The organism is Burkholderia multivorans ATCC BAA-247 (assembly GCF_000959525.1).
In the GTDB taxonomy this organism is placed as follows: Bacteria; Pseudomonadota; Gammaproteobacteria; order Burkholderiales; family Burkholderiaceae; genus Burkholderia; species Burkholderia multivorans.
The window spans coordinates 2,730,697-2,753,952 of the sequence record NZ_CP009832.1; the positions used below are offsets into that span (position 1 = coordinate 2,730,697).

Sequence of the window (23,256 nt, forward strand, 5' to 3'; positions counted from 1 at the left end):
ACGACAACGAATCGAATACAGGAGACAGACCATGCGGTTGAGCGGCAAGACGGCGATCGTCACGGGCGGCGGCTCGGGCTTCGGCGAAGGCATCGCGAAGACGTATGCGCGCGAAGGCGCGAACGTCGTCGTCAACGATCTGAACGGCGCGGCGGCCGAGCGTGTCGCGAGCGAGATCGCGCTCGCGGGCGGCAAGGCGATCGCGGTCGCGGGCGACGTGTCGCAAAGCGACGACTGGCGCGCGCTACTGCAGGCGGCGCTCGACGATTTCCACGCGGTGCAGATCGTCGTGAACAACGCGGGCACCACGCATCGCAACAAGCCCGTGCTCGACGTGACCGAAGCCGAGTTCGACCGCGTGTACGCGGTGAACATGAAGAGCCTGTTCTGGAGCGTGCAGACCTTCGTGCCGTATTTCCGCACGCAGGGCGGCGGCGTGTTCGTCAACGTCGCCTCGACGGCCGGCGTGCGGCCGCGCCCGGGCCTCGTCTGGTACAACAGCACGAAAGGCGCGATGATCACCGCGAGCAAGTCGCTCGCGGCCGAGCTCGGCGCCGATCGCATCCGCGTGAACTGCATCAACCCGGTACTCGGCGAGACCGCGCTCATGACCGAGTTCATGGGCTGCGAAGACACGCCCGAGAATCGCCGCCGCTTCCTCGCGACGATTCCGCTCGGCCGCTTCTCGACGCCGCAGGACATCGCGAACGCGGCGCTCTATCTCGCGTCCGACGAAGCCGAATTCATCACGGGCGTCTGCCTCGAAGTCGACGGCGGCCGCTGCATCTAGCGTCCGCTGCTGCCGGACCCGGCGCGCGAGCGCCGGCATCGCTGCACCGCAATGCCTAGCACGACAACCGGCGCCGCACCCGTGCGCTGCCGGCTCACGACAAGGACAGGAGACAACATGGCAACATCGACGCAGTCGCTGCCGGGCTCGTCCGGCGCATTCGAGGAAGCAACCTACCGGAAGGTATCGTGGCGGCTCACGCCGCTGCTGCTGCTCTGCTACGTGGTCGCGTATCTCGACCGCGTCAACGTCGGCTTCGCGAAGCTGCAGATGGCGAGCGACCTGAATCTCAGCGATACCGTATACGGGCTCGGCGCGGGTATCTTCTTCTTCGGCTACTTCCTGTTCGAGGTGCCGAGCAACATCATCCTGCACAAGGTGGGCGCGCGCGTCTGGATCGCGCGGATCATGGCGACGTGGGGCGTGATCTCGATCCTCACGATGTTCGTGACGACGCCCGCGATGTTCTACGTGATGCGCTTTCTGCTCGGCGTCGCGGAAGCGGGCTTCTTTCCCGGCGTGATCCTGTACCTGACCTACTGGTATCCCGCGCACCGGCGCGGCCGCATGACGACGTTCTTCATGACGGCCGTCGCGCTGTCGGGCGTGATCGGCGGCCCGATCTCGGGCTTCATCCTGAAGGCGTTCGACGGCATCAGCGGCTGGCACGGCTGGCAGTGGCTGTTCCTGCTCGAAGGTATTCCGTCGGTGCTCGCCGGCGTGCTCGTGTTCTTCGCGCTCGACGACCGGATCGCGAAAGCGACGTGGCTCACCGACGAGGAAAAGGCGCTGCTCGCGCGCAACGTCGACGCGGAGGAAGCGACGAAGGAAGACCTGCCGCTCGGCGCGGTGATGGCGAGCCCGCGCGTATGGCTGATGGCGCTGATCTACTTCTCGTTCGTGATGGGGCTGTACGGCGTCGGCTTCTGGCTGCCGACCATCATCAAGGCGACCGGCGTGACCGACACGCTCGCGATCGGCCTGCTGTCGGCCGTGCCGTATGCGGTCGCGGTCGTCGCGATGATCCTGATCGCGCGCAGCGCGGACAAGCATCGCGAACGGCGCTGGCACCTCGCGATTCCGGCCGCGCTCGGCGCTGTCGGCCTCGTGCTGTCGGTCGTGTGGGCACACGAGACGGCGCTCGCGATGCTCGGCCTCACGCTCGCGACGATCGGCATCCTGACGACGCTGCCGCTGTTCTGGAGCCTGCCGACCGCGTTCCTCGGCGGCGCGGCCGCCGCTGCGGGCATCGCGATGATCAACTCGATCGGCAACCTCGCGGGCTTCCTGAGCCCCTATCTGATGGGCTGGCTCAAGCAGGCGACCGGCGCGAACGACGCGGGCATGTACATGCTGGCCGGCTTCCTCGTGCTCGGCGGCCTGCTCGCGCTGTCGGTGCCGAAGCGGCTCGTCGATAAATGATGCCGGTGTACCGCAGCCGCGACTAAGCGGCCTGGCCGCGCGCGACCGACAAGAAAAATGCCCCGAAAGCCGTCAGGCGTCCGGGGCATCGTTTTTTGCTGCGCGTGCCACAAGCGGCAAACGCCGCGCGTCACACCACGGTGATCGCGAGCGCGCTTTCGCGGTAGTGCTTCGCGGCCTTGTCGGTTTCGCCGAGATGCTCGAACAGCCGCGCGAGCGCGCGGTGCGCGCGCACCTTCAGCGCCTCGTTGTCGGCGAGCTTCAGCGCCGCCTCGAGGAACGACTGCGCCTTGCCCCACAGCTGCTGCTGCTGGCAGAGGCGGCCGAGCGCGAACAGCAGGTCCGCATCCTCCGGATGATCCTTCTTCCACCCTTCGGCCTTCTGGATCAGCGGCAGCGCATCGGCGCCGGCCGTGTCCGGATAGCGGCGCAGCAGACGCGCGTCCCAGTTGTGCGCGAGCGCATCCTCGACGATGCGGCGCGCTTCGGTACGGCGCTCGAGCGCGACCAGCAGCTCGGCCGCGAGATCGGCGAGGCGCGGCGACTGCCGCTCGGCCGGCGACAGCGACTGCCAGATCTCGAGCAGCGCATCCGCATCGTGACGGCGTTCGCGCAGCAGATTCTCGGCGGCCTGCTGCCGCAGCCGCACGGCCGCCGCCGGATGCAGCGCCTCGCGCTTCTCGAGCGCCTTCGCGAGCTTCAGCACTTCCGCCCAGTTCTTCAGCTGCTGCTGCGCGCGCAGCGCGACCTGCTGCGCATGAATGCGCTTGCCGCCCGCCTGCAGATCGGCGAGCGCGGCGAGCGCGCCGTCGGCATCGCGCGCGTCCGCACGCATGTCGGCCGTCGCGAGCAGCCGCGCGTCCTGCCATTCGGGCGCGTCGACCTTCGACAGCCACTCGTCGCGGCGCGTGTACTCGTGCATCCGATGCGCGGCGGTGGCCGCGACGAGGCTCGCCGCGCCCTGGTTCGCGTCGACGGCGAGCGCTTCGCGCGCGGCCTTCTCCGCACGCGAGAAACGGCCTGCGTACAGGTTCGCGATCGCATCGCGCAGCGATGCCTGGGCCTTCTCGTTGCGCGTACGCGCGCGATAGGCGGCGACCCGCTGCGGCATCCGCCAGATGTTGCGCACGATGCGCAGCAACGCATACACGACGATGAACAGCACGACGACGGATATCACGAACAGGTTCAGCGACACGTCGACGCGATACGGCGGATAGACGATCAGCACCTGCCCGGCGTCGAAACGCCCGACGGTGGCGAGCGCGACGGCGATCGCGAACAGGACCGCGAGCCAGACGATTCCTCGAAGCGTCATCGTTACCCCCGGCTCTTGAACTGCTGAACGGCGTTCAGGCTCGTGTTCAGGTTCGGCACCGCGACCGTCAGCGACGCGCCGTCGACCTGCTTGAGCAGATCCTCGACCGTCTGCGTGTCCTTCGACGCCTGATCGAAATACTTGCCGACCGACGCCTGCGCGGCGTGCAGGTCGGCCTTCATCGCGCTCTCGTTGCGCGCGAGCAGCGACAGCCGCGCGGCGAGCAGCCGCAGCTTCACGTTCTCGCGCACGAAGTAGCCCTGGTCGGGCGACGCGAGCATCGCGTCCGCGTTGTCGATCCGGCGCACCTGCACGAGGCCCTTCAGCTGCTGCGTCAGACCCGACGAGAAGTCGTGCCACCACGTCTTCCAGCGCGGTTCGCCTGCGGCGGCGGCTGATGCCGTGTCGGCAGGCGCGGCCTTCGGCGCCGCGTGCGGCACGATCGCCTCGCCGGACAGCGGCAGCGCGTCGATCCGCGCGATCGCGTCGTCGAGCTTGATCGCGAGCCCGGTCAGATCGGCCGACGGTGCGGCCTTCAGCTTCTCGATGTCCTGCGCGAGCGCCTTGCGCACCGTCACGGCCTGCGCGCTCTGCGACGTCGCGAGCCGCGCATCGGCATTCTGCAGCGCAATCAGCGCGAGCTGCGTATTGCCGGTCAGCTGCAGCTGCTGGCTCGCGCTCGACAGCATCTGATCGACTTCCTCGAGCATCCACGCATCGCGGTTGCGCGACAGATCCTGGTACTGCTGCTGCAGCGCCTGCTGCGCGCTTTGCGCATCGGCGAGCTTGCCGTCGAGCTGCGCGAGCTGCGTGTCGACCTGATGCGTGCTCGCGAGCGCCTGCTCGGTCTTCGTGCGCGTCTCGGCGACCTGCGCGTCGAGCGTCTTCTGGCGTGCGACGAGCGCATCGTCGAGCCGGTCGATCTTGCGGTTCAGCGCGTAGCCGCCGACACCCGCCGCGCAGCCGAGCACGACGACGACGAACCACAGCACCGCACTGCCGCCGCGGCGCGCGGGCGGTTCGGACGCGGTATACGAAGGTTGCGACGGCGGCGCGGAAGCGGCGGCCGGCTGGGAAGCGACGCTTTTGGAATCGTTGGTATCTGTCATGCGTTTAGTCACCGGTGCGGCTGTCGCCGGTTGGACGGCCTCGTCGGCCATCGTTCGAAACGCGCGGACGATGCGCTCATCGCCCGCGCCGGTCAGCGTAATCCTATCAAAACCCAATGCGCGCGCGGTCTGCTCGATCCGCGGATGCGGCGTCACGAGCGGCGCGTGCTTCAGCGCTTCGATCTCGGTGTCGTTCAGATGCGCGCGCGCGAGTTCGTGCAGGTTGCGCACGCCCTCCGAACTCGTGACGAGCCACGCGTGCGGCTCGCCGCCGAGCAGCGCATGCACGCGCTCCCACGTGCCGATGCGCGGCTCGGGCACGACGCGCCGGTAGGCGGCGACCAGCGTCACGTCGGCGCCCGCTTCCCGCAGTCGATCGGCGAGCCATTCGCGGCCGCCGTCGCCGCGCACGATCAGCACGCCCTTGCCGGCGAGCGCCGAGGCGCCGCCGAACGCGGCCTCGATGCTCGCGAACAATCCTTCGGAATCGTAGTGCGGTGCGCTGCCGTCGCTGCCCGGCTGCGGCGCGATCACGCGATACGCGGGCGGCGCGATGCCGTGACGCTCGAGCGCGGCGACGCTGCCGGGGCCGACCACGCCGACCGGCAGAGCGTTCGGCCAGATCGCGCCGTACTGCGCGAGTGCACGATCGATCGCGTTCGGCGACACGAAGATCACGAGCGCATAGTCGGCCAGCGCGGCGAACGCGGCCGCGAGCGGCGCCGGATCGTCGACCGGCGCGATGTCGATCAGCGGAAATTCGAGCACGTCGCAACCGGCGTCGGCCAGTTGCGCGGCGAGCCCGGCCGACTGGCCGTCGGGGCGCGTGAGAACGGCGGTGAATGCGCGCGCGCCGCCCGCCATCAGGCCTCGCCCTTGCCGGCCTGCGAGCCGGCGAGCAGTGCGCGGACGATCTCGAGCGCGCCCTGCGCCTCGAGTTCGTCGGAAACCGCGCGGCCGAGCGCGAGCGCATCGGCGACCGTCACGACGGACGCGCACTCCTCGGCCGTCAGCACGCGTGAGCCGTCGATCGTCGACACGCGGCCCGTCAGATAGAGCTCCCCGGCCCGCCACACGGCATGCGCGGCGAGCGGCACCTCGCAGCTGCCGCCGAGCGCGCGCGACACCATCCGCTCGGCCTCGACGGCGAGCGCCGTCTGCGCGTCGTGCAGCGGTTCGAGCCACGCGGCGACGTCCGCGCGGTGTGCGGCGATCTCGATGCCGAGCGCGCCCTGACCGGCTGCGGGCGGGCTGTCCTCGACGTCGAGCAGCGCGCGAATCCGCGCCTCCAGACCGAGCCGCTTCAGGCCCGCGGCGGCGAGAATGATCGCGGCGTAATCGCCGCGATCGAGCTTCGACAGCCGCGTATCGAGATTGCCGCGCAGCGGCAGCACCTGCAGGTGCGGATAACGCGCGCGCAGCATCGCTTCGCGGCGCAGGCTCGACGTGCCGACGACCGCGCCGGCCGGCAGCGCGTCGAGCGACGCGTAGTCGTTCGACACGAACGCGTCGCGCGGATCCTCGCGCTGCATGATCGCGGCGAGCGCGAAGCCGTCCGGCAGCATCATCGGCACGTCCTTCAGCGAGTGCACGGCGAGATCCGCGCGGCCGTCGGCGAGCGCGCTCTCGAGTTCCTTGACGAACAGTCCCTTGCCGCCGACCTTCGACAGCGTGCGATCGAGAATCTGATCGCCGCGCGTCGTCATCCCGAGGATTTTCACGTCACAAGCTGGATATAATTTGCGCAGCGCATCACGCACATGTTCGGCTTGCCACATCGCCAGGCGGCTTTCGCGCGAAGCGATCGTCAGCGTCGCCGGGGGCTGTGCCGGTCGCGGCCCGGCCGCGAGAATCTCGGAATTCATTGCAGGAACATCGAAGGACGGGATTGAAGATCGAACAATGGTAGCACGCACGCTTCGGCCCGCCCGGGCCGGGCGCCCGCGGCCGCCGCGCCCTCGCGCGGCCTGCGGCGCGGATGCGCGGATGCGCCGTACGTAGCTGGTTGCTTGACCGCAGTTCCCGCAGTTTCCGCAGTTCCTTTTGACTCGAGCTTTCCCAAGGAAACCCATCGTGAAGTCTTCCGGATCGGTGCGCGCGACGCGCCGCAATGCTGCCCTGCCCTCCTCCGACGCCCCGACGAGCGCCGTCGCCACCGCCGCGAACGGCCGTGCGAAACCGGCAACGAAACCGAAAGACCCGATACGTCGGACAAAACGTGCGGCCACGACGCGCACGGCGAGCGCGCGCACGGCAGCAACGCCGAAGTCGGGCGGGCGCACGCGCGAAGACAAGGATCGTCCGCTGTTCGAAGACATCCGTTTCCTCGGCCGCCTGCTCGGCGACGTCGTGCGCGAGCAGGAAGGCGACACGGTGTTCGACGTCGTCGAGACGATTCGTCAGACCGCGGTCAAGTTCCGCCGCGAGGACGACCGCGAAGCCGCGCAGACGCTCGAGAAGAAGCTGCGCAAGCTGACGCCCGAGCAGACGGTCAGCGTCGTGCGCGCGTTCAGCTATTTCTCGCACCTCGCGAACATCGCCGAGGATCGCCACCACAACCGCCGCCGCCGCATCCACGCGCTCGCGGGCTCGGCGCCGCAGCCGGGCACGGTCGCGCACGCGCTCGACAAGCTGAAGACGACCGGCAATGCATCGAAGCGCGTGCTGCAGCGCTTCTTCGACGACGCGCTGATCGTGCCGGTACTGACCGCGCACCCGACCGAGGTGCAGCGCAAGAGCATTCTCGACGCGCAGCACGACATCGCCCGGCTGCTCGCCGAACGCGATCAGGAACTGACCGCGCGCGAGCGCCAGCACAACGAAGCGATGCTGCGCGCGCGCGTGACCGCGCTGTGGCAGACGCGGATGCTGCGCGACGCGCGCCTGACGGTCGGCGACGAAATCGAGAACGCGCTGTCCTACTACCGCGCGACGTTCCTCGAGGAATTGCCCGCGCTGTACGGCGACATCGAGGCCGCGCTCGCGGAGCACGGGCTGGCGGCGCGCGTGCCGGCGTTCTTTCAGATGGGCAGCTGGATCGGCGGAGATCGCGACGGCAATCCGAACGTGACGGCCGCAACGCTCGACGAAGCGATCAATCGCCAGGCGGCGGTGATCCTCGAGCACTATCTCGAGCAGGTGCACAAGCTCGGCGCCGAGTTGTCGGTGTCGAACCTGCTGGTCGGCGCGAACGACGCGGTGAAAGCGCTCGCGGCCGCGTCGCCCGACCAGTCGCCGCACCGCGTCGACGAGCCGTACCGGCGCGCGCTGATCGGCATCTACACGCGCCTTGCCGCAAGTGCGCGCGTGCGGCTCGGCGAAGGCACGGTGCCCGTGCGCAGCGCAGGGCGCGGCGCCCCGCCCGTGCGCGCAACGCCGTATGCGGATTCCGACGAATTCGTCGCGGACCTGAAGGTACTGACCGCATCGCTCGCCGAACATCACGGCGCGTCGCTCGCCGCGCCGCGCCTCACGCCGCTCATGCGCGCGGCCGAAGTGTTCGGCTTCCACCTCGCGAGCATCGACCTGCGCCAGAGCTCCGACATTCACGAAGCGGTGGTCGCGGAGCTGTTCGCGCGCGCGGGTGTCGTGGCCGACTACGCGTCGCTCGAAGAGGCGGACAAGCTGCGCGTGCTGCTCGCCGCGCTGGCCGATCCGCGTCCGCTGCGCTCGCCGTACATCGAATACTCGGCGCTCGCGCAAAGCGAGCTCGGCGTGTTCGAAAAGGCCCGCGAAGTGCGTGCGCAGTTCGGCGCGCGCGCGGTGCGCAACTACATCATTTCGCACACGGAAACGGTCAGCGATCTCGTCGAGGTGCTGCTGCTGCAGAAGGAGACCGGCCTGCTCGAAGGCGCACTCGGCGCGCCGGACGGCCATGCGAAGAATGCGCTGATGGTGATCCCGCTGTTCGAGACGATTCCCGACCTGCGCGACGCGTCGCGGATCATGCGCGAGTATTTCGCGCTGCCGGGCGTCGATGCGTTGATCCACCATCAGGGCGACGAGCAGGAAGTCATGCTCGGCTACTCGGACAGCAACAAGGACGGCGGCTTCCTGACGTCGAACTGGGAGCTGTATCGCGCCGAGCTCGCGCTCGTCGAACTGTTCCGCGAGCGCAAGATCACGCTGCGGCTGTTCCACGGCCGCGGCGGCACGGTCGGCCGCGGCGGCGGCCCGACCTATCAGGCGATCCTCTCGCAGCCGCCGGGCACCGTAAACGGCCAGATCCGCCTGACCGAACAGGGCGAAGTGATTGCGAGCAAGTTCGCGAACCCCGAGATCGGCCGGCGCAACCTCGAGACGGTCGTCGCAGCGACGCTCGAGGCGTCGCTGCTGCCGCAGTCGAACGCGCCTGCGCAGCTGCCGGCGTTCGAGGGCGCGATGCAGACGCTGTCCGACACCGCGATGGCCGCGTACCGCGCGCTCGTCTACGAAACGCCGGGCTTCACCGACTACTTCTTCGCGTCGACGCCGATCACCGAAATCGCCGAGCTCAACATCGGCAGCCGCCCGGCGTCGCGCAAGCTGCAGGATCCGAAGAACCGCAGGATCGAGGATCTGCGCGCGATTCCGTGGGGCTTCTCGTGGGGCCAGTGCCGGCTGCTGCTGACCGGCTGGTACGGCTTCGGCAGCGCGGTCGCCACGTATCTGGACGGCGCGGCCGACGAAGCGGAACGCAGCAAGCGGCTTGCGTTGCTGAAGAAGATGAACAAGACCTGGCCGTTCTTCGCGAACCTGCTGTCGAACATGGACATGGTGCTCGCGAAGACCGATCTCGCCGTCGCGTCGCGCTACGCGGAACTTGTGCCGGACCGCAAGCTGCGCAACGCGGTGTTCGGACGCATCGTCGCCGAGTGGGAGCGCACGTCGCACGCGCTCGCGGAGATCACCGGACACGAGGAACGGCTCGCGACGAATCCGCTGCTCGCGCGCTCGATCAAGAACCGCTTCCCGTATCTCGATCCGCTGAATCACCTGCAGGTCGAACTGATCAAGCGCCACCGCGCCGGCGACACGAACGCGCGGCTGCGCCGCGGGATTCATCTGACGATCAACGGGATCGCGGCCGGGCTGCGCAATACGGGCTGACCCACGCGTGCCGCGCGCGCCGCATGGCGGGCGCTGCGCTGCCGAAGCCGCGACACGCGAATGCGCGTGTCGCGGCTTTTTTCATGCGCGGCGCGTCGATGCGCCGGGCGTCGATGCGTCGCGCGCGTTCAATGCGCGTCGATCAGCAGCGCGTCATGTTCGAACGATCCGTCGCCCTGCACCGCGTAGTACGCGCGCACTTCGTCCGGCGCGTGGGCCCAGAGCGCGCGAATGCCGGTCACGCTGTCGGCCGGCGTGCGGATCCGCGCGACCCACGTATCGAAATCGATCGGCAGCCGCCAGCGGCTCTTCACCTGCGCATCGAAGCCCGCGTCGCGGAACATCGCGAGCCACTCGTCGGCGCGATAGTCGCGCACGTGCGACGCGTCGCGCAGCACTTCGGCCGCCTGCAGATACGTGTCGAGCAACGGGTGGTCGTTGCCGGCGATGTCGATCATCAGCACGCGTCCGCCCGGCTTCAGCACGCGGCGCACTTCGGCGAGCGCCGCGCGCACGTCGTGCCAGTGGTGCGCGCTCATCCGGCTGACGACCCAGTCGAAGGTCGCCGCGTCGAACGGCAGACGCTCGGCCGGCCCCTGCCGCGTGCGAACGTTCGCGAGCCCGCGCTCGCGTGCGGCCGCATCGACGGTCGCGAGCATCGGCTCGGCGAGATCGTAGGCGACGACCTCGCGCACGTGCGGCGCGACCGCGAAGCTCGCGTGGCCCGCGCCGCAGCCGAGATCGAGCACGGCCGCCTCGGGTGTCGCGCGCACGGTATCGGCGAGCGTCTGCAGATCGGCGCCCGTCGCGTGAACGGTGCTCGTCAGATAGGCGGCGGCCGTCGAGCCGAATGCGTCGGCGACCTGATCGTGGTGTTTCATCGTGCACTCCTGTCGTGGGCGGGACGGGCGCTGACTCGCAGCGCGCGAATCGCTACAATAGGGCGGCGTTTGTACCAGTACAAGTCAAGCAGTTATTCTGGTATTCGTTACACCCGTCTGATCGTCGTGACGCTGCGGTCCGGTGCGTGTCGTGCGGCGCCCGTTGTACGTCGCACGTGGCCCGCGGCACATTGCACGTTGCACGCCGCCCCTTTTCTCATTTCCCGCATGAACCGTCCGTCCTCCGCTCCCACCCCGCCGCTCGATGCGACGCCCGCCCGCGCGCTGGGCGAATTCATTCGCGCGCACCGCGAACGCCTGTCGCCGCAGGCAGTCGGCCTGCCGCCCGGCCCGCGCCGTCGCACGCCGGGGCTGCGCCGCGAGGAAGTCGCGCAGCTGTGCGGCGTCAGCCCGACCTGGTACACGTGGATCGAGCAGGGGCGCCCGGTGTCGGCGTCGGCCGACGCGCTCGCACGAATCGCGGTCGCGCTGCAGCTGTCGAAGGCCGAGCGCGCGTATCTGTTCGAGCTCGCCGCGCAGCGCGATCCGGCCGAGCCCGACGTCGCGGCCGGCGACCTGCCGCCGACGCTCGCCGCCACCGTCGCGGCGATCGCGACGCCCGCGTACGTGCTCGATCGCCAATGGAACGCGCTCGCGTGGAACGCGCCGGCCGCCGCGCTGTTTACGGGCTGGCTCGACGGCGAGCACGACCGCAACCTGCTGCGCTTCACGTTCATGTCGCCGGCCGCACGCACGCTGATCGTCGATTGGGAAACCCGCGCGCGGCGGCTCGCGGCCGAATTCCGCGCCGATTCGATCCGTCATCTGACCGACGCGCCGACGCGCGCGCTGATCGATGCGCTGACGGCCGGCAGCGATGCGTTCGCGCAGTACTGGGCGTCGCAGGACGTATTCGAGCGCGAAGGCGGGCGGCGCGAATTCGACCATCCGGCCGACGGCCGGCTCGTCTATCAGCAGATCACGCTGAAGCCCGCGCATCGCGAGGATCTGAAACTCGTCGTGCTGGTGCGCGACTGACGCGACCGACCGACGCGCGCCTGCGGCGGACAGCAGCCGCGACAGCGGCGGCGGCCCTGCGCGCGAATGTTAGAATCGCGGGATTCCTCGGCGGCGCACGCCGCCCAACTCCCTCGAAGAATCGCCATGACGTCCCAACTGCACAAAAAGGGCGAGGCCTGGTCGGCCCGCTTCTCGGAACCGATGTCGGAGCTGGTCAAGCGCTACACGTCGTCGGTGTTTTTCGACAAGCGCCTGGCGCTCGTCGACATCGCCGGCTCGCTCGCGCACGCGAACATGCTCGCGGCGCAGAAGATCATCAGCGCCGACGATCTGGCCGCGATCGAGCGCGGGATGGCGCAGATCAAGGGCGAAATCGAGCGTGGCGAATTCGAATGGCAGCTCGATCTCGAGGACGTCCACCTGAACATCGAGGCGCGCCTGACCGCGCTGATCGGCGACGCAGGCAAGCGCCTGCATACGGGCCGCTCGCGTAACGACCAGGTCGCGACCGACATCCGTCTGTGGCTGCGCGGCGAAATCGACCGCATCGGCGGGCTGCTGAACGATCTGCGCGGCGCGCTGATCGACCTCGCCGAGCAAAACGCGGACACGATCATGCCGGGCTTCACGCACCTGCAGGTCGCACAGCCCGTCACGTTCGGCCATCATCTGCTCGCGTACGTCGAGATGTTCTCGCGCGACGCCGAGCGCATGCGCGACTGCCGCACGCGCGTGAACCGTCTGCCGCTCGGCGCGGCCGCGCTCGCGGGCACCAGCTATCCGATCGACCGTCATGCGGTCGCGAAGTCGCTCGGCTTCGACGGCATCTGCGCGAACTCGCTCGACGCGGTGTCCGACCGCGATTTCGCGATCGAATTCACGGCCGCGGCCGCACTCGTGATGACGCACGTGTCGCGCTTCTCCGAAGAGCTCGTGCTGTGGATGAGCCCGCGCGTCGGCTTCATCGACATCGCCGACCGCTTCTGCACGGGCAGCTCGATCATGCCGCAGAAGAAGAACCCGGACGTGCCCGAACTCGCGCGCGGCAAGACGGGCCGCGTGAACGGCCATCTGATGGCGCTGCTCACGCTGATGAAGGGCCAGCCGCTCGCGTACAACAAGGACAACCAGGAAGACAAGGAGCCGCTGTTCGACACGGTCGACACCGTCGCCGACACGCTGCGCATCTTCGCGGAGATGGTCGCCGGCATCACGGTAAAGCCGGCCGCGATGCGTGCGGCCGCGCTGCAGGGCTTCTCGACCGCAACCGACCTCGCCGACTATCTGGTCAAGCGCGGGCTGCCGTTCCGCGACGCGCACGAAGCGGTCGCGCATGCCGTGAAGATCTGCGACGACCGCGGCATTGACCTCGCGGATCTCTCGCTCGACGAGATGAAGCGCGAGCTGCCGAACGTCGCGCACCTGATCGGCGACGACGTGTTCGACTATCTGACGCTCGAAGGCTCGGTCGCGAGCCGCAACCACCCGGGCGGCACCGCGCCCGACCAGGTGCGTGCGGCCGCGCGGGCCGCGCGCGCCGCGCTCGGCAAGTAAGCGCAGCACCCTCACCGCGGACGCCTGCACGGCGTCCGTTTTTTTTCGCATGCGCCGCCACGCACCGCCCTTTTCCGGATGACCCCGATGACCTTCTCCGCCGCGCTCTTCGACATGGACGGCCTGCTCGTCGATTCGGAGCGGACCATCATGAACGCGTGGATCGACGTGTCGAACGCGCACGGCGTCGCGCTGACCGTGGCCGACTACCTGCAGATCGTCGGGCGCTCGTTCGCCGAGGGGCAGACGATCCTCGCGCGGCTGATCGGCGACGTGGACACGTTCGACGCCGTGCGCATGCGCGTACGCGAACAGCTGGCCGCGCCCGAACCGCATCCGAAGTTCCCGCTGAAACCCGGCGCGCTCGCACTGCTCGACACGCTCGCACAGGCCGGCATTCCCTGCGCGGTCGCGTCGTCGTCCGCGCAGGAGGTGATACGCGCGCGGCTCGACGCGGTCGGCGTGCTGCCGTACTTCCAGGCGATCGCGAGCGGCACCGAGGTCGCGCGCGGCAAGCCGGACCCGGCCGTGTACCGGCTCGCGGCCGAGCGCCTCGGCGTGCCCGCTCACGCGTGCGTCGCGTTCGAGGACAGCGACTTCGGCGTGCAGTCGGCGGCCGGTGCGGGCGCGTCGGTCGTCACCGTCCCCGATCTGAAGGCGCCGACGCCCGAGGTCGTCGCGCTGAGCCTGCACGTGCTCGCGTCGCTCGACGATGCGATCGCGCTGGTGCCGGCGTGGTTCGGCCGGCACGATACGCAGCTCGCCTAGGCACCGGTTCGCCGCGCGGCACGCGAGAGCGCCATGCAAAACGGGCACCGCAGGGTGCCCGTTTCGTTTTGCGTTTCGTTTGCGTTCCGCTTCGCGTCGCGCCGGAAAAAGCCGCGGCGGTCAGCGGTTGCCGGCCGTCTCGGACAGCCGCTTCATCGTCGCGATGCGTGCGCCGATCAGATCGACGCGTCCGTCCTCGCCGACGAGCGGCGCGGTCGCATCGCGAAACGCGAACCACGCGCGCTGCGCGCGCACGAGCGTCGCGGCCGAATGCGCGGGCATCTTGCGGCGCAGCTTCTGGTAATAGCGGTTCAGATCGAACACCGCGTGCTCGCATGCGGCGTCCTGGTCGCACGGCCGCACGCGGCCGACCGGCGCATCGCGCGTGACGTTCGCCGGCTTGCCGTTCGCCGGTGCCGCAGCGGCCTGCGCGCCGCTTCCGACCGCCGCCGGTATCGCGGCAGGCGGCGCGTAGCGTTCGGCCGCGGCACGCAGCGCGAGCGCGCGGCTGCGCACGGGCTGCAGCTGCATGTCGGCGCTCGCCATCGTGTACATCGTGCCGCTCGTCGTGTCGTAGACGGCCTTCAGCAGATGCGCTTCGTCCTTGCGCCACGTGAGCCAACGCCGCTGGCTCTCCTGCCAGCCGCGCTTCGCGTCGGCCGGTGCATTCTTCAGCAGGCGCGCGTAGGCGTCGTCCATCGCGGCCTGCCACTGCTGCTGCGCTTCGTTCATGCACTGGATCTGGCCGGCCGTCGACGACCGGTCGCGCCGCGCGAGGCACTGCCGCATCGCGACGTCGATCGGATCGGCCGCCGCGACTTCGGCATGCGCGAGGCCAGGCGCCGCCGAGCAGACCGCCCAGACGGCGAGCGCGGCGGCCGCCGCGCGCACCGCCCGGATTCGTCCCTGCGCCGCCATCAGTCGCGCACGCAGTCGACGAAGTACTCGACGCGGCCGTTCACCTCTTCCGCGACGAGACCGTGGATGTCGGTATGGAAGCCCGGGAAGCGCTCGTTGAAGTCGCGCGCGAACCGCAGGTAGTTCACGATCGTCTTGTTGAAGCGCTCGCCCGGAATCAGCAGCGGAATGCCCGGCGGGTACGGCGTCAGCAGGATGCTCGTCACGCGGCCTTCGAGCTCGTCGAGCGGCACGCGGTCGATCTTGCGGTGCGCGAGCTTCGCGAACGCGTCCGACGGCTTCATCGCGGGCTCCATGTCCGACAGATACATCTCGGTCGTCAGGCGCGCGATGTCGTTCGCGCGGTAGACGTCGTGGATCTGCGTGCAGAGATCGCGCAGCCCGACGCGCTCGTAGCGCGGATGCTGCGCGACGAATTCGGGCAGCACGCGCCAGAGCGGCTGGTTGTTGTCGTAGTCGTCCTTGAACTGCTGCAGCTCGGTCACCATCGAGTTCCAGCGGCCCTTCGTAATGCCGATCGTGAACATGATGAAGAACGAGTACAGGCCCGTCTTCTCGACGATGATGCCGTGCTCGGCCAGGTACTTGGTGACGATCGCGGCCGGAATGCCGGTCTCGCCGAACTCGCCGTCGACGTCGAGCCCCGGCGTGATGATCGTCGCCTTGATCGGGTCGAGCATGTTGAAGCCTTCGGCGAGCGGGCCGAAGCCGTGCCAGCGGTCGTTCGGCTTCAGCATCCAGGCTTCGCGCGAGCCGATCCCTTCTTCGGACAGATCCTCCGGGCCCCACACGCTGAAGAACCAGTCGTCGCCATATTCGGCGTCGACCTTGCGCATCGCGCGGCGGAAGTCGATTGCCTCGGCGATCGATTCCTCGACGAGCGCCGTGCCGCCGGGCGGCTCCATCATCGCGGCCGCGACGTCGCACGACGCGATGATCGCGTACTGCGGGCTCGTCGACGTATGCATCAGATACGCCTCGTTGAAGCGATGCTTGTCGAACGTGCGGTTCTCCGAATCCTGCACGACGATCTGCGATGCCTGCGAAATGCCGGCGAGCAGCTTGTGCGTCGAGTGCGTCGCGAACACGAGCGCGCCCGTGCGCGGACGGCCGTCGCCGATCGCGTGCATGTCGCGATAGAACGGATGGAACGCCGCGTGCGGCAGCCATGCTTCGTCGAAGTGCAGCGTGTCGAGCAGATCGCCGAGCAGGTCCTTGATCATCTCGACGTTGTACACGACGCCGTCGTAGGTGCTCTGCGTGATCGTCAGGATGCGCGGCTTCAGGTCGGGGTTCTGACGCAGCGCTTCGCGCGCGAACGGGTTCGCCTCGATCTTCTTGCGGATGTTCTCGGGCTTGAACTCGTCGCGCGGAATCGGGCCGATGATGCCGAAGTGGTTGCGCGTCGGCGTGAGGAACACGGGGATCGCGCCCGTCATCGTGATCGCGTGCAGGATCGACTTGTGGCAGTTGCGGTCGACGAGCACGATGTCGCCCGGCGCGACGGTCGCGTGCCAGACGATCTTGTTCGACGTCGATGTGCCGTTGGTCACGAAGAACAGATGATCGGCGCTGAAGATGCGCGCCGCGTTGCGCTCCGACGCCGCGACGGGGCCCGTATGGTCGAGCAGCTGGCCGAGTTCGTCGACCGCGTTGCAGACGTCCGCGCGCAGCATGTTCTCGCCGAAGAACTGGTGGAACATCTGGCCGAGCGGGTTCTTCAGGAACGCGACGCCGCCCGAATGGCCGGGGCAGTGCCACGAATACGAGCCTTCGTCCGCGTACTTGACGAGCTCCTTGAAGAACGGCGGCGCCAGCGAGTCGAGATAGACCTTCGCCTCGCGGATGATGTGGCGCGCGACGAACTCCGGCGTGTCCTCGAACATGTGGATGAAGCCGTGCAGCTCGCGCAGGATGTCGTTCGGCAGATGGCGCGACGTGCGCGTCTCGCCGTACAGGAAGATCGGGATGTCCGCATTGCGGCGGCGCACTTCGGTGACGAACGCGCGCAGCTCGATGATCGCGGTCGCGAGCTCGGGCAGTTCGCCGTCCGGGCCGATTTCGCCGAGCATGAGTTCGTCGTCGTCGATCGACAGGATGAAGCACGAGGCGCGGCTCGACTGCTGCGCGAACGACGTCAGATCGCCGTAGCTCGTGAGGCCGAGGACTTCCGCGCCCTCCTTCTCGATCGCTTCGGCCAGCGCCCGGATGCCGGAGCCCGAGATGTTCTCGGAGCGGAAATCTTCGTCGATGATCACGACGGGAAAACGAAACTTCATGGGCGATTCTCCAAAAAGAACGACCGCGGCGCGTCACGCGCAGCGGTCACCCGGAAACTGGTGAGACGTTATGCAAGCAGATCAGGTTTTCGGCAGCGTGACACCGCGCTGCCCCTGATACTTGCCGCCGCGATCGGCATACGACACGTCGCACACCTCGTCGCTCTCGAAGAAGAGCACCTGCGCGACGCCTTCGTTCGCGTAGATCTTCGCGGGCAACGGCGTGGTATTCGAGAATTCCAGCGTGACGTAGCCTTCCCATTCGGGTTCGAACGGCGTCACGTTGACGATGATCCCGCAGCGCGCGTACGTGGACTTGCCGAGGCAGACCGTCAGCACGGTGCGCGGGATGCGGAAATATTCGACGGTGCGGGCCAGCGCGAACGAGTTCGGCGGGATGATGCACACGTCGCCCTTGAAATCGACAAACGAGCCCTCGTCGAAGTTCTTCGGATCGACGATCGTCGAGTTGATGTTCGTGAAGATCTTGAATTCGTCCGCGCAGCGGATGTCGTAGCCGTAGCTCGACGTGCCGTAGCTGACGATCCGGCGACCGTCCTCGGACGCGCGGACCTGATCGGGCACGAACGGCTCGATCATCTTGTGCTCTTCGGCCATGCGCCGAATCCATTTGTCGGACTTGATGCTCATATCGGGGCGCCAGGAAACGCTGCGTGACGGTAAACGGAAACGAAGGCCGCCGGTTCGACGCGGCGGCCGCAGAAGGCGCACATTTTACGCGATCATCGGCGCGCGCACGCGGCGGCCGTCATCGGATCACGCCGCAGGCAAGCGCGGGCCCCGCGCCGTGCTGCGGAAACGCGGGGTCGCTCGCGTCGCGATGGACCAGCGCCGAGCGGTTCAGCGCCGAGCGCACGCCGTCGAGGGCCAGATCGGGCGCGACGATGAAACCGGCGGCGACGCCGTTCGCGTCGGCGTGGATGTTGCCGAGATCGCCGGCGACGCGCGCGCCCGCGCGCAGCCGATCGGCGGCGGGCGCGAACACCTGGCCCGCGCTCGAGCCGTCGCCCGCATTGCAGTCGCCGCGCTCGTGCACCTGCAGCGCATGATCGCTGTTCGGCGGCAGGCCGACGAGGTTGTAGGTCACCTGCACGCCGTCCGGGCGCTCGACGAACGTCACCGTGCCGCGCGTTTGCGAACCGACCGTCGGCTGCAGTTGCGCGTCCGCGCGTTTTTCGTGCGACGAGGAAAAGGAGGTGCAGCCGGCCAGCAGGCCCAGCACGGCGGCCGCCAGCAGCGCGCGTCGCGCGCGGCCCGCGTACGCGCCGAGATGTCGTTCGTTCATTCGATCCTCATGCCGGCCGGCGGCCGTTCGATGCGGCAGCCGTGCCGGGCGGGTAAAGGGACCCGGGGGAAAGTCGCCATGATACCGCGCCTTCCGGCGCCGTAAACAGCGGAAGGGCCCGCCCCGCAAGGGTTTTACGTATTTTGAACAACGATCGACGGGAACTTCGACGTCATGTCGCGCGCGCGCTCGGCAATCGCGAGCGCGACGCCGCGTGCGATGTCGCGATAGCGCCGCGCGAGCGCGCCGTCGGGCTCGGCCGCCACGGTCGGCGTGCCGCTGTCCGCGCGCTCGCGGATCGCGATGTCGAGCGGCAGGCTGCCGAGCACGGTGACGCCGTAGTCCTTCGCCATGCGCTCGGCGCCGCCGGCGCCGAAGATGTGCTCCTCGTGGCCGCAGTTCGAGCAGATGTGGATGCTCATGTTCTCGACGATCCCGAGGATCGGAATCCCCACCTTCTCGAACATCTTCAGCCCCTTCTTCGCGTCGAGCAGCGCGATGTCCTGCGGCGTCGTGACGATCACGGCGCCCGTCACCGGCACGCGCTGCGCGAGCGTGAGCTGGATGTCGCCCGTGCCGGGCGGCATGTCGACGATCAGGTAGTCGAGCTCGCGCCAGTTCGTCTGCCGCAGCAGCTGCTCGAGCGCGGACGTCGCCATCGGGCCGCGCCACACCATCGGGTTGTCTTCCTCGATCAGAAAGCCGATCGAGTTCGCCTGCAGCCCGTGGCCGACGAGCGGGTTCATCGACTGGTTGTCCGGCGATTCGGGGCGCTGGCCGTGGATGCCGAGCATCGTCGGCAGCGACGGGCCGTAGATATCGGCATCGAGGATGCCGACCGACGCGCCTTCGGCCGCGAGCGCGAGCGCGAGATTCACGGCCGTCGTGCTCTTGCCGACGCCGCCCTTGCCCGACGCGACCGCGACGATGTTCTTCACGTTCGGCAGCAGCTTCACGCCGCGCTGCACCGTGTGCGCGACGATCTCCTGCGACACCGCCACGCGCGCGTCGCGTACGCCCGGCACGGCCGTCAGCGCGGCCGCGATGCGCGCGCGCACGTCGTCGTACTGGCTGCGCGCCGGGTAGCCGAGCACCACGTCGACCGTCACGGCGTCGCCGTCGATCGCGACGTTGCGCACGCCCTTGTTCGCCGCGTACGGGCGGCCGGTATTGGGGTCGACGACAGCCGCCAGCGCGGCGTCGACTTGGGCCCGGTCAATGCTCATCGAAACTCCGTCAAAAACGTTTTTTTCGCGCGCAAACGTCAAGAAATATCAAATAACGCGGCGAATATCGAGAAAAGTGAAAGAATCTGTTGCATGCCATTGCGCGAACGCGCGAGCCGGCGCACTCTTCGCGTGCGGCACGCTATGGGGCCAAATCGGCCACCAACCGCCTATATTGTAGAGGCTGACGCGTCGCGCTGTCCGAACAGCCACGCTGGCGGACAGGGCATGCGGCCGCCTCGGCGGCTGCCGCCGGCGCAGGCCTGCCCTCCTTTTTCGGGCGGCCGTGCAGGGAGCCGTAACTGTTGTTGTTGTCGACTCGTTCAACCAAGAGAGGAATCCAAGATGAACATGAAAATCGCGACTCGCCTGTCCGTCTTCGCACTCGCCGGCGCCCTGCTGGCGGGCTGCGCATCGCAGCAAGGCACCAACACGGCCGTCGGCACGGGCACGGGTGCAGCGCTGGGCGCGGGCATCGGGGCGCTTGCCGGGGGCGGCAAGGGTGCGGCGATCGGCGCGGGCGTCGGTGCGCTGGTCGGCGGCGTGACGGGTTACAACTGGCAAGCGATCAAGAACAAGCTCGCGCCGTCGGCTGCGCAGACGGGCACGCAGGTCACCGAGCAGCCGGACGGCTCGCTGAAGCTGAACGTGCCGAGCTCGGTCACGTTCGCGACGAACCAGTACGCGATCACGCCGGCCTTCACGCCGCTGCTGAACGACCTGGCAACGACGCTGAACCAGAACCCGCAAGTGACGGCGTCGGTGATCGGCTACACCGACAGCACGGGCTCCGCGCAGCTGAACCAGACGCTGTCGCAGAACCGCGCGCAAAGCGTCGTCAACGCGCTGGTGCAGCGCGGCGTCGCGGGCAACCGCCTGTCGGCACAGGGCATGGGCCCGTCGAACCCGGTGGCCGACAACTCGACCGAAGCCGGCCGCGCACAGAACCGCCGCGTCGAGATCTACCTGCGCGCGCCGCAGCACCAGTAAATCGCGCACGACACGCCGGGCTGCGCCGCAGGATGCGCGCGCAGCCCCGCCGGACAAGGGATTGGAGGCGGCCGGTAACAAATCGAAAAAAATTTCGAACTTCTGTCGCGGTCCGTGGTCTTTCTTTACGGTACGCGGCTGGTGTTACCGGCGCGTCACCATTCTCCTCTTGTCGTTGTTGCTCCGGGGCCGAATTCGCCCCGGTTTTTTTTGCCCGCCGCTCGTCTGCTGCAACGCAACATCGTGCCGCACTGCCGGCCCGGCTGCCGAGCCGCCGCGCGCCCGCGCCGGCGCCGCGCCTGCCCGGTCCGCGCCCCTGCTAGAATCGCAGTTTCCGTCGTTTTCCGCTGTTCCTCTACAGACCCTATGTCCGCATCCGACCTCACTTCCGTGCAGGCCGCGGCGCCGCAAGGCCGCCGCCAGATCCTCGTTACGTCCGCCCTGCCCTATGCCAACGGCCAGATCCATATCGGCCACCTGGTCGAGTACATCCAGACCGACATCTGGGTGCGGACGCTGCGAATGCACGGGCACGAGGTCTACTACATCGGCGCCGACGACACGCACGGCACGCCGGTCATGCTGCGCGCCGAGAAGGAAGGCCTGACCCCGAAGCAGCTGATCGAGCGCGTGTGGGCCGAGCACAAGCGCGACTTCGACAGCTTCGGCGTGTCGTTCGACAACTTCTACTCGACCGATTCCGAAGAAAATCGCCAGCTGAGCGAGAAGATCTACCTCGCGCTGAAGGACAACGGGCTGATCGCCGAGCGCGAGATCGAGCAGGCGTACGACCCGGTCAAGGAAATGTTCCTGCCGGACCGCTTCATCAAGGGCGAGTGCCCGAAGTGCCACGCGAAGGACCAGTACGGCGACAGCTGCGAAGTGTGCGGCTCGACCTACCTGCCGACCGAGCTGCTGAACCCGTATTCGGTCGTGTCGGGCGCGACGCCCGTGCGCAAGACGTCGAAGCACTACTTCTTCCGCCTGTCCGACCCGCGCTGCGAGACGTTCCTGCGCGAATGGGTAAGCGGCCTCGCGCAGCCGGAAGCGACCAACAAGATGCGCGAATGGCTCGGCGACGCCGGCGAAGCCAAGCTCGCCGACTGGGACATCTCGCGCGACGCGCCGTATTTCGGCTTCGAGATCCCCGGCGCGCCGGGCAAGTACTTCTACGTGTGGCTCGATGCGCCGGTCGGCTACTACGCGAGCTTCAAGAATCTGTGCGATCGCAACGGCATCGACTTCGATGCGTGGATCCGCGCCGGTTCGAGCGCCGAGCAGTACCACTTCATCGGCAAGGACATCCTGTATTTCCACACGCTGTTCTGGCCGGCGATGCTGCAGTTCTCGGGCCACCGCACGCCGACCAACGTGTTCGCGCACGGCTTCCTGACCGTCGACGGCGCGAAGATGTCGAAGTCGCGCGGCACGTTCATCACCGCGCAGAGCTATATCGACACCGGCCTGAACCCCGAATGGCTGCGCTACTACTTCGCCGCGAAGCTGAACGCGACGATGGAAGACATCGACCTGAACCTCGACGATTTCCAGGCGCGCGTGAACAGCGACCTGGTCGGCAAGTACGTGAACATCGCGAGCCGCGCGGCGGGCTTCCTGATCAAGCGCTTCGACGGCCGCGTGCAGGACAGCGCAATGAACCATCCGCTCGTCGCGAAGCTGCGCGAAGCGATTCCGCAGATCGCCGCGCACTACGAGGCGCGCGAGTACGGCCGCGCGCTGCGCCACACAATGGAACTCGCCGACGAAGTGAACGCCTACGTCGACGGCGCCAAGCCGTGGGAGCTCGCGAAGGATCCGGCCAACGCGGTCGCGCTGCACGAAACCTGCAGCGTGAGCCTCGAAGCGTTCCGCCTGCTGTCGCTCGCGCTCAAGCCCGTGCTGCCGCGCGTGGCGGAAGCGGTCGAGGCGTTCTTCGGCATCGCGCCGCTCGCGTGGGCCGATGCCGCGAAGCCGCTGTCGTCCGCGCAGCCGATCAAGGCCTACCAGCACCTGATGACGCGCGTCGACGCGAAGCAGATCGAAGCGCTGCTCGCCGCCAACCGCGATTCGCTGCAGGCCGACGCAACGGCCGCCGGCGGTGCGGGCGCCGCGGCCGCGAAAGGTGCGAAAGCCGCGAAGGCCCATGCGAAACCGGTCGCCGGGAATCCGGTCGCCGCGAACGGCGCCGACGACGCAACGATCTCGATCGACGATTTCGCGAAGATCGATCTGCGCATCGCGAAGATCGTCGCGTGCCAGGCCGTCGAAGGGTCGGACAAGCTGCTGCAGCTGACGCTCGACGTCGGCGAGGAGAAGACGCGCAACGTGTTCTCCGGGATCAAGTCCGCGTATCAGCCCGAGCAGCTCGTCGGCAAGCTGACGGTCATGGTCGCGAACCTCGCGCCGCGCAAGATGAAGTTCGGGCTGTCCGAAGGGATGGTGCTCGCGGCCTCGGCGACCGACGAGAAGGCCGAACCGGGGCTCTATATCCTCGAGCCGCACAGCGGCGCGAAGCCCGGCATGCGCGTGAAGTAAGCAGCGCGCCTCGCCCGCCCGAACCGCCCCGCACCGCCCGTGCGGGGCTTTT

General features: G+C 68.3%; 17 protein-coding genes. 8 read left to right on the plus strand and 9 right to left on the minus strand.

The window, feature by feature from the left end:
- The first annotated feature begins 31 nt into the window (after nt 1-31).
- Entirely contained in the window at nt 32-790 is a 759-nt protein-coding gene (locus NP80_RS25170; RefSeq protein WP_035488651.1) for an SDR family oxidoreductase, read from the plus strand.
- A 117-nt stretch (nt 791-907) separates the two neighbouring features.
- Nucleotides 908-2,212, plus strand: coding sequence for an MFS transporter (locus NP80_RS25175; protein WP_006408799.1), 1,305 nt, complete (start codon nt 908-910; stop codon nt 2,210-2,212).
- A 130-nt stretch (nt 2,213-2,342) separates the two neighbouring features.
- On the opposite strand, the gene NP80_RS25180 is transcribed toward NP80_RS25175, so the two are convergent.
- The 3 genes from NP80_RS25180 to hemC are packed head-to-tail and all read right to left on the minus strand — an operon-like array spanning nt 2,343 to nt 6,504.
- The gene (locus tag NP80_RS25180; protein WP_006405813.1) at nt 2,343-3,530 is read right to left on the minus strand and encodes a heme biosynthesis protein HemY; all 1,188 of its coding nucleotides are present in this window, start codon (nt 3,528-3,530) and stop codon (nt 2,343-2,345) included.
- Nucleotides 3,531-3,532: 2 nt separating this feature from the next.
- Nucleotides 3,533-5,503: a fused uroporphyrinogen-III synthase HemD/membrane protein HemX gene (gene hemDX / locus NP80_RS25185; RefSeq protein ID WP_006408800.1), complete on the minus strand. Its 1,971-nt coding sequence runs from the start codon at nt 5,501-5,503 to the stop codon at nt 3,533-3,535.
- A complete protein-coding gene (gene hemC, locus NP80_RS25190; protein WP_006408798.1) occupies nt 5,503-6,504 on the minus strand; it encodes a hydroxymethylbilane synthase in 1,002 nt (333 codons plus the stop codon). The genes hemDX and hemC overlap by 1 nt, the downstream gene beginning before the upstream one ends.
- Nucleotides 6,505-6,712: 208 nt before the next feature.
- Between hemC and ppc the strand changes: the two genes are divergently transcribed.
- Nucleotides 6,713-9,727, plus strand: a complete 3,015-nt coding sequence (gene ppc / locus NP80_RS25195) for a phosphoenolpyruvate carboxylase (protein WP_006408797.1) — start codon at nt 6,713-6,715, stop codon at nt 9,725-9,727.
- Nucleotides 9,728-9,855: 128 nt separating this feature from the next.
- Here the strand turns inward: ppc and NP80_RS25200 are convergent, their stop codons facing one another.
- Nucleotides 9,856-10,608, minus strand: a complete 753-nt coding sequence (locus tag NP80_RS25200; RefSeq protein WP_006408803.1) for a class I SAM-dependent methyltransferase — start codon at nt 10,606-10,608, stop codon at nt 9,856-9,858.
- 228 nt (nt 10,609-10,836) lie between these two features.
- Here NP80_RS25200 and NP80_RS25205 point away from each other — a divergent pair, with 228 nt between their 5' ends.
- From NP80_RS25205 to NP80_RS25215, 3 genes are all read left to right on the plus strand, one after another.
- Nucleotides 10,837-11,646, plus strand: coding sequence for a helix-turn-helix transcriptional regulator (locus NP80_RS25205; RefSeq protein ID WP_006408796.1), 810 nt, complete (start codon nt 10,837-10,839; stop codon nt 11,644-11,646).
- A gap of 126 nt (nt 11,647-11,772) precedes the next feature.
- Nucleotides 11,773-13,182, plus strand: coding sequence for an argininosuccinate lyase (argH, locus tag NP80_RS25210; protein ID WP_006405819.1), 1,410 nt, complete (start codon nt 11,773-11,775; stop codon nt 13,180-13,182).
- A gap of 87 nt (nt 13,183-13,269) precedes the next feature.
- Nucleotides 13,270-13,950, plus strand: a complete 681-nt coding sequence (locus NP80_RS25215; protein ID WP_006408794.1) for an HAD family hydrolase — start codon at nt 13,270-13,272, stop codon at nt 13,948-13,950.
- A gap of 120 nt (nt 13,951-14,070) precedes the next feature.
- On the opposite strand, the gene NP80_RS25220 is transcribed toward NP80_RS25215, so the two are convergent.
- From NP80_RS25220 to apbC, 5 genes are all read right to left on the minus strand, one after another.
- Nucleotides 14,071-14,868, minus strand: a complete 798-nt coding sequence (locus tag NP80_RS25220; RefSeq protein ID WP_035488648.1) for a lysozyme inhibitor LprI family protein — start codon at nt 14,866-14,868, stop codon at nt 14,071-14,073.
- Nucleotides 14,868-17,147 (minus strand): arginine/lysine/ornithine decarboxylase, encoded by a 2,280-nt coding sequence (locus NP80_RS25225; RefSeq protein WP_006410262.1) that lies wholly within the window; start codon nt 17,145-17,147, stop codon nt 14,868-14,870. Before NP80_RS25225 ends, NP80_RS25220 begins: the two co-directional genes overlap by 1 nt.
- A gap of 81 nt (nt 17,148-17,228) precedes the next feature.
- Complete coding sequence (dcd, locus tag NP80_RS25230; protein ID WP_006398615.1) at nt 17,229-17,798, minus strand: dCTP deaminase; 570 nt, start codon at nt 17,796-17,798, stop codon at nt 17,229-17,231.
- Nucleotides 17,799-17,916: 118 nt separating this feature from the next.
- Nucleotides 17,917-18,453, minus strand: a complete 537-nt coding sequence (locus tag NP80_RS25235) for a superoxide dismutase family protein (protein ID WP_006398614.1) — start codon at nt 18,451-18,453, stop codon at nt 17,917-17,919.
- Between the two features lie 134 nt (nt 18,454-18,587).
- Complete coding sequence (gene apbC / locus NP80_RS25240; protein ID WP_006410263.1) at nt 18,588-19,679, minus strand: iron-sulfur cluster carrier protein ApbC; 1,092 nt, start codon at nt 19,677-19,679, stop codon at nt 18,588-18,590.
- Nucleotides 19,680-20,024: 345 nt separating this feature from the next.
- Between apbC and NP80_RS25245 the strand changes: the two genes are divergently transcribed.
- Nucleotides 20,025-20,669: a YiaD family glycine zipper/OmpA-like lipoprotein gene (locus NP80_RS25245; protein ID WP_006398612.1), complete on the plus strand. Its 645-nt coding sequence runs from the start codon at nt 20,025-20,027 to the stop codon at nt 20,667-20,669.
- Nucleotides 20,670-21,035: 366 nt separating this feature from the next.
- Nucleotides 21,036-23,204: a methionine--tRNA ligase gene (gene metG, locus NP80_RS25250; protein ID WP_006410259.1), complete on the plus strand. Its 2,169-nt coding sequence runs from the start codon at nt 21,036-21,038 to the stop codon at nt 23,202-23,204.
- Nucleotides 23,205-23,256 lie beyond the last annotated feature (52 nt).

Bases quoted from the DNA above. Each gene is read 5' to 3' on its own strand.
- metG (WP_006410259.1), top strand. From the start codon at position 21,036: ATGTCCGCATCCGACCTCACTTCCGTGCAGGCCGCGGCGCCGCAAGGC.
- NP80_RS25170 (WP_035488651.1), top strand. From the start codon at position 32: ATGCGGTTGAGCGGCAAGACGGCGATCGTCACGGGCGGCGGCTCGGGC.
- hemC (WP_006408798.1), bottom strand. From the start codon at position 6,504: ATGAATTCCGAGATTCTCGCGGCCGGGCCGCGACCGGCACAGCCCCCG.
- NP80_RS25220 (WP_035488648.1), bottom strand. From the start codon at position 14,868: ATGGCGGCGCAGGGACGAATCCGGGCGGTGCGCGCGGCGGCCGCCGCG.
- NP80_RS25225 (WP_006410262.1), bottom strand. From the start codon at position 17,147: ATGAAGTTTCGTTTTCCCGTCGTGATCATCGACGAAGATTTCCGCTCC.
- NP80_RS25245 (WP_006398612.1), top strand. From the start codon at position 20,025: ATGAACATGAAAATCGCGACTCGCCTGTCCGTCTTCGCACTCGCCGGC.
- NP80_RS25175 (WP_006408799.1), top strand. From the start codon at position 908: ATGGCAACATCGACGCAGTCGCTGCCGGGCTCGTCCGGCGCATTCGAG.
- apbC (WP_006410263.1), bottom strand. From the start codon at position 19,679: ATGAGCATTGACCGGGCCCAAGTCGACGCCGCGCTGGCGGCTGTCGTC.
- NP80_RS25205 (WP_006408796.1), top strand. From the start codon at position 10,837: ATGAACCGTCCGTCCTCCGCTCCCACCCCGCCGCTCGATGCGACGCCC.
- argH (WP_006405819.1), top strand. From the start codon at position 11,773: ATGACGTCCCAACTGCACAAAAAGGGCGAGGCCTGGTCGGCCCGCTTC.
- hemDX (WP_006408800.1), bottom strand. From the start codon at position 5,503: ATGGCGGGCGGCGCGCGCGCATTCACCGCCGTTCTCACGCGCCCCGAC.
- dcd (WP_006398615.1), bottom strand. From the start codon at position 17,798: ATGAGCATCAAGTCCGACAAATGGATTCGGCGCATGGCCGAAGAGCAC.
- NP80_RS25200 (WP_006408803.1), bottom strand. From the start codon at position 10,608: ATGAAACACCACGATCAGGTCGCCGACGCATTCGGCTCGACGGCCGCC.
- NP80_RS25180 (WP_006405813.1), bottom strand. From the start codon at position 3,530: ATGACGCTTCGAGGAATCGTCTGGCTCGCGGTCCTGTTCGCGATCGCC.
- NP80_RS25235 (WP_006398614.1), bottom strand. From the start codon at position 18,453: ATGAACGAACGACATCTCGGCGCGTACGCGGGCCGCGCGCGACGCGCG.
- NP80_RS25215 (WP_006408794.1), top strand. From the start codon at position 13,270: ATGACCTTCTCCGCCGCGCTCTTCGACATGGACGGCCTGCTCGTCGAT.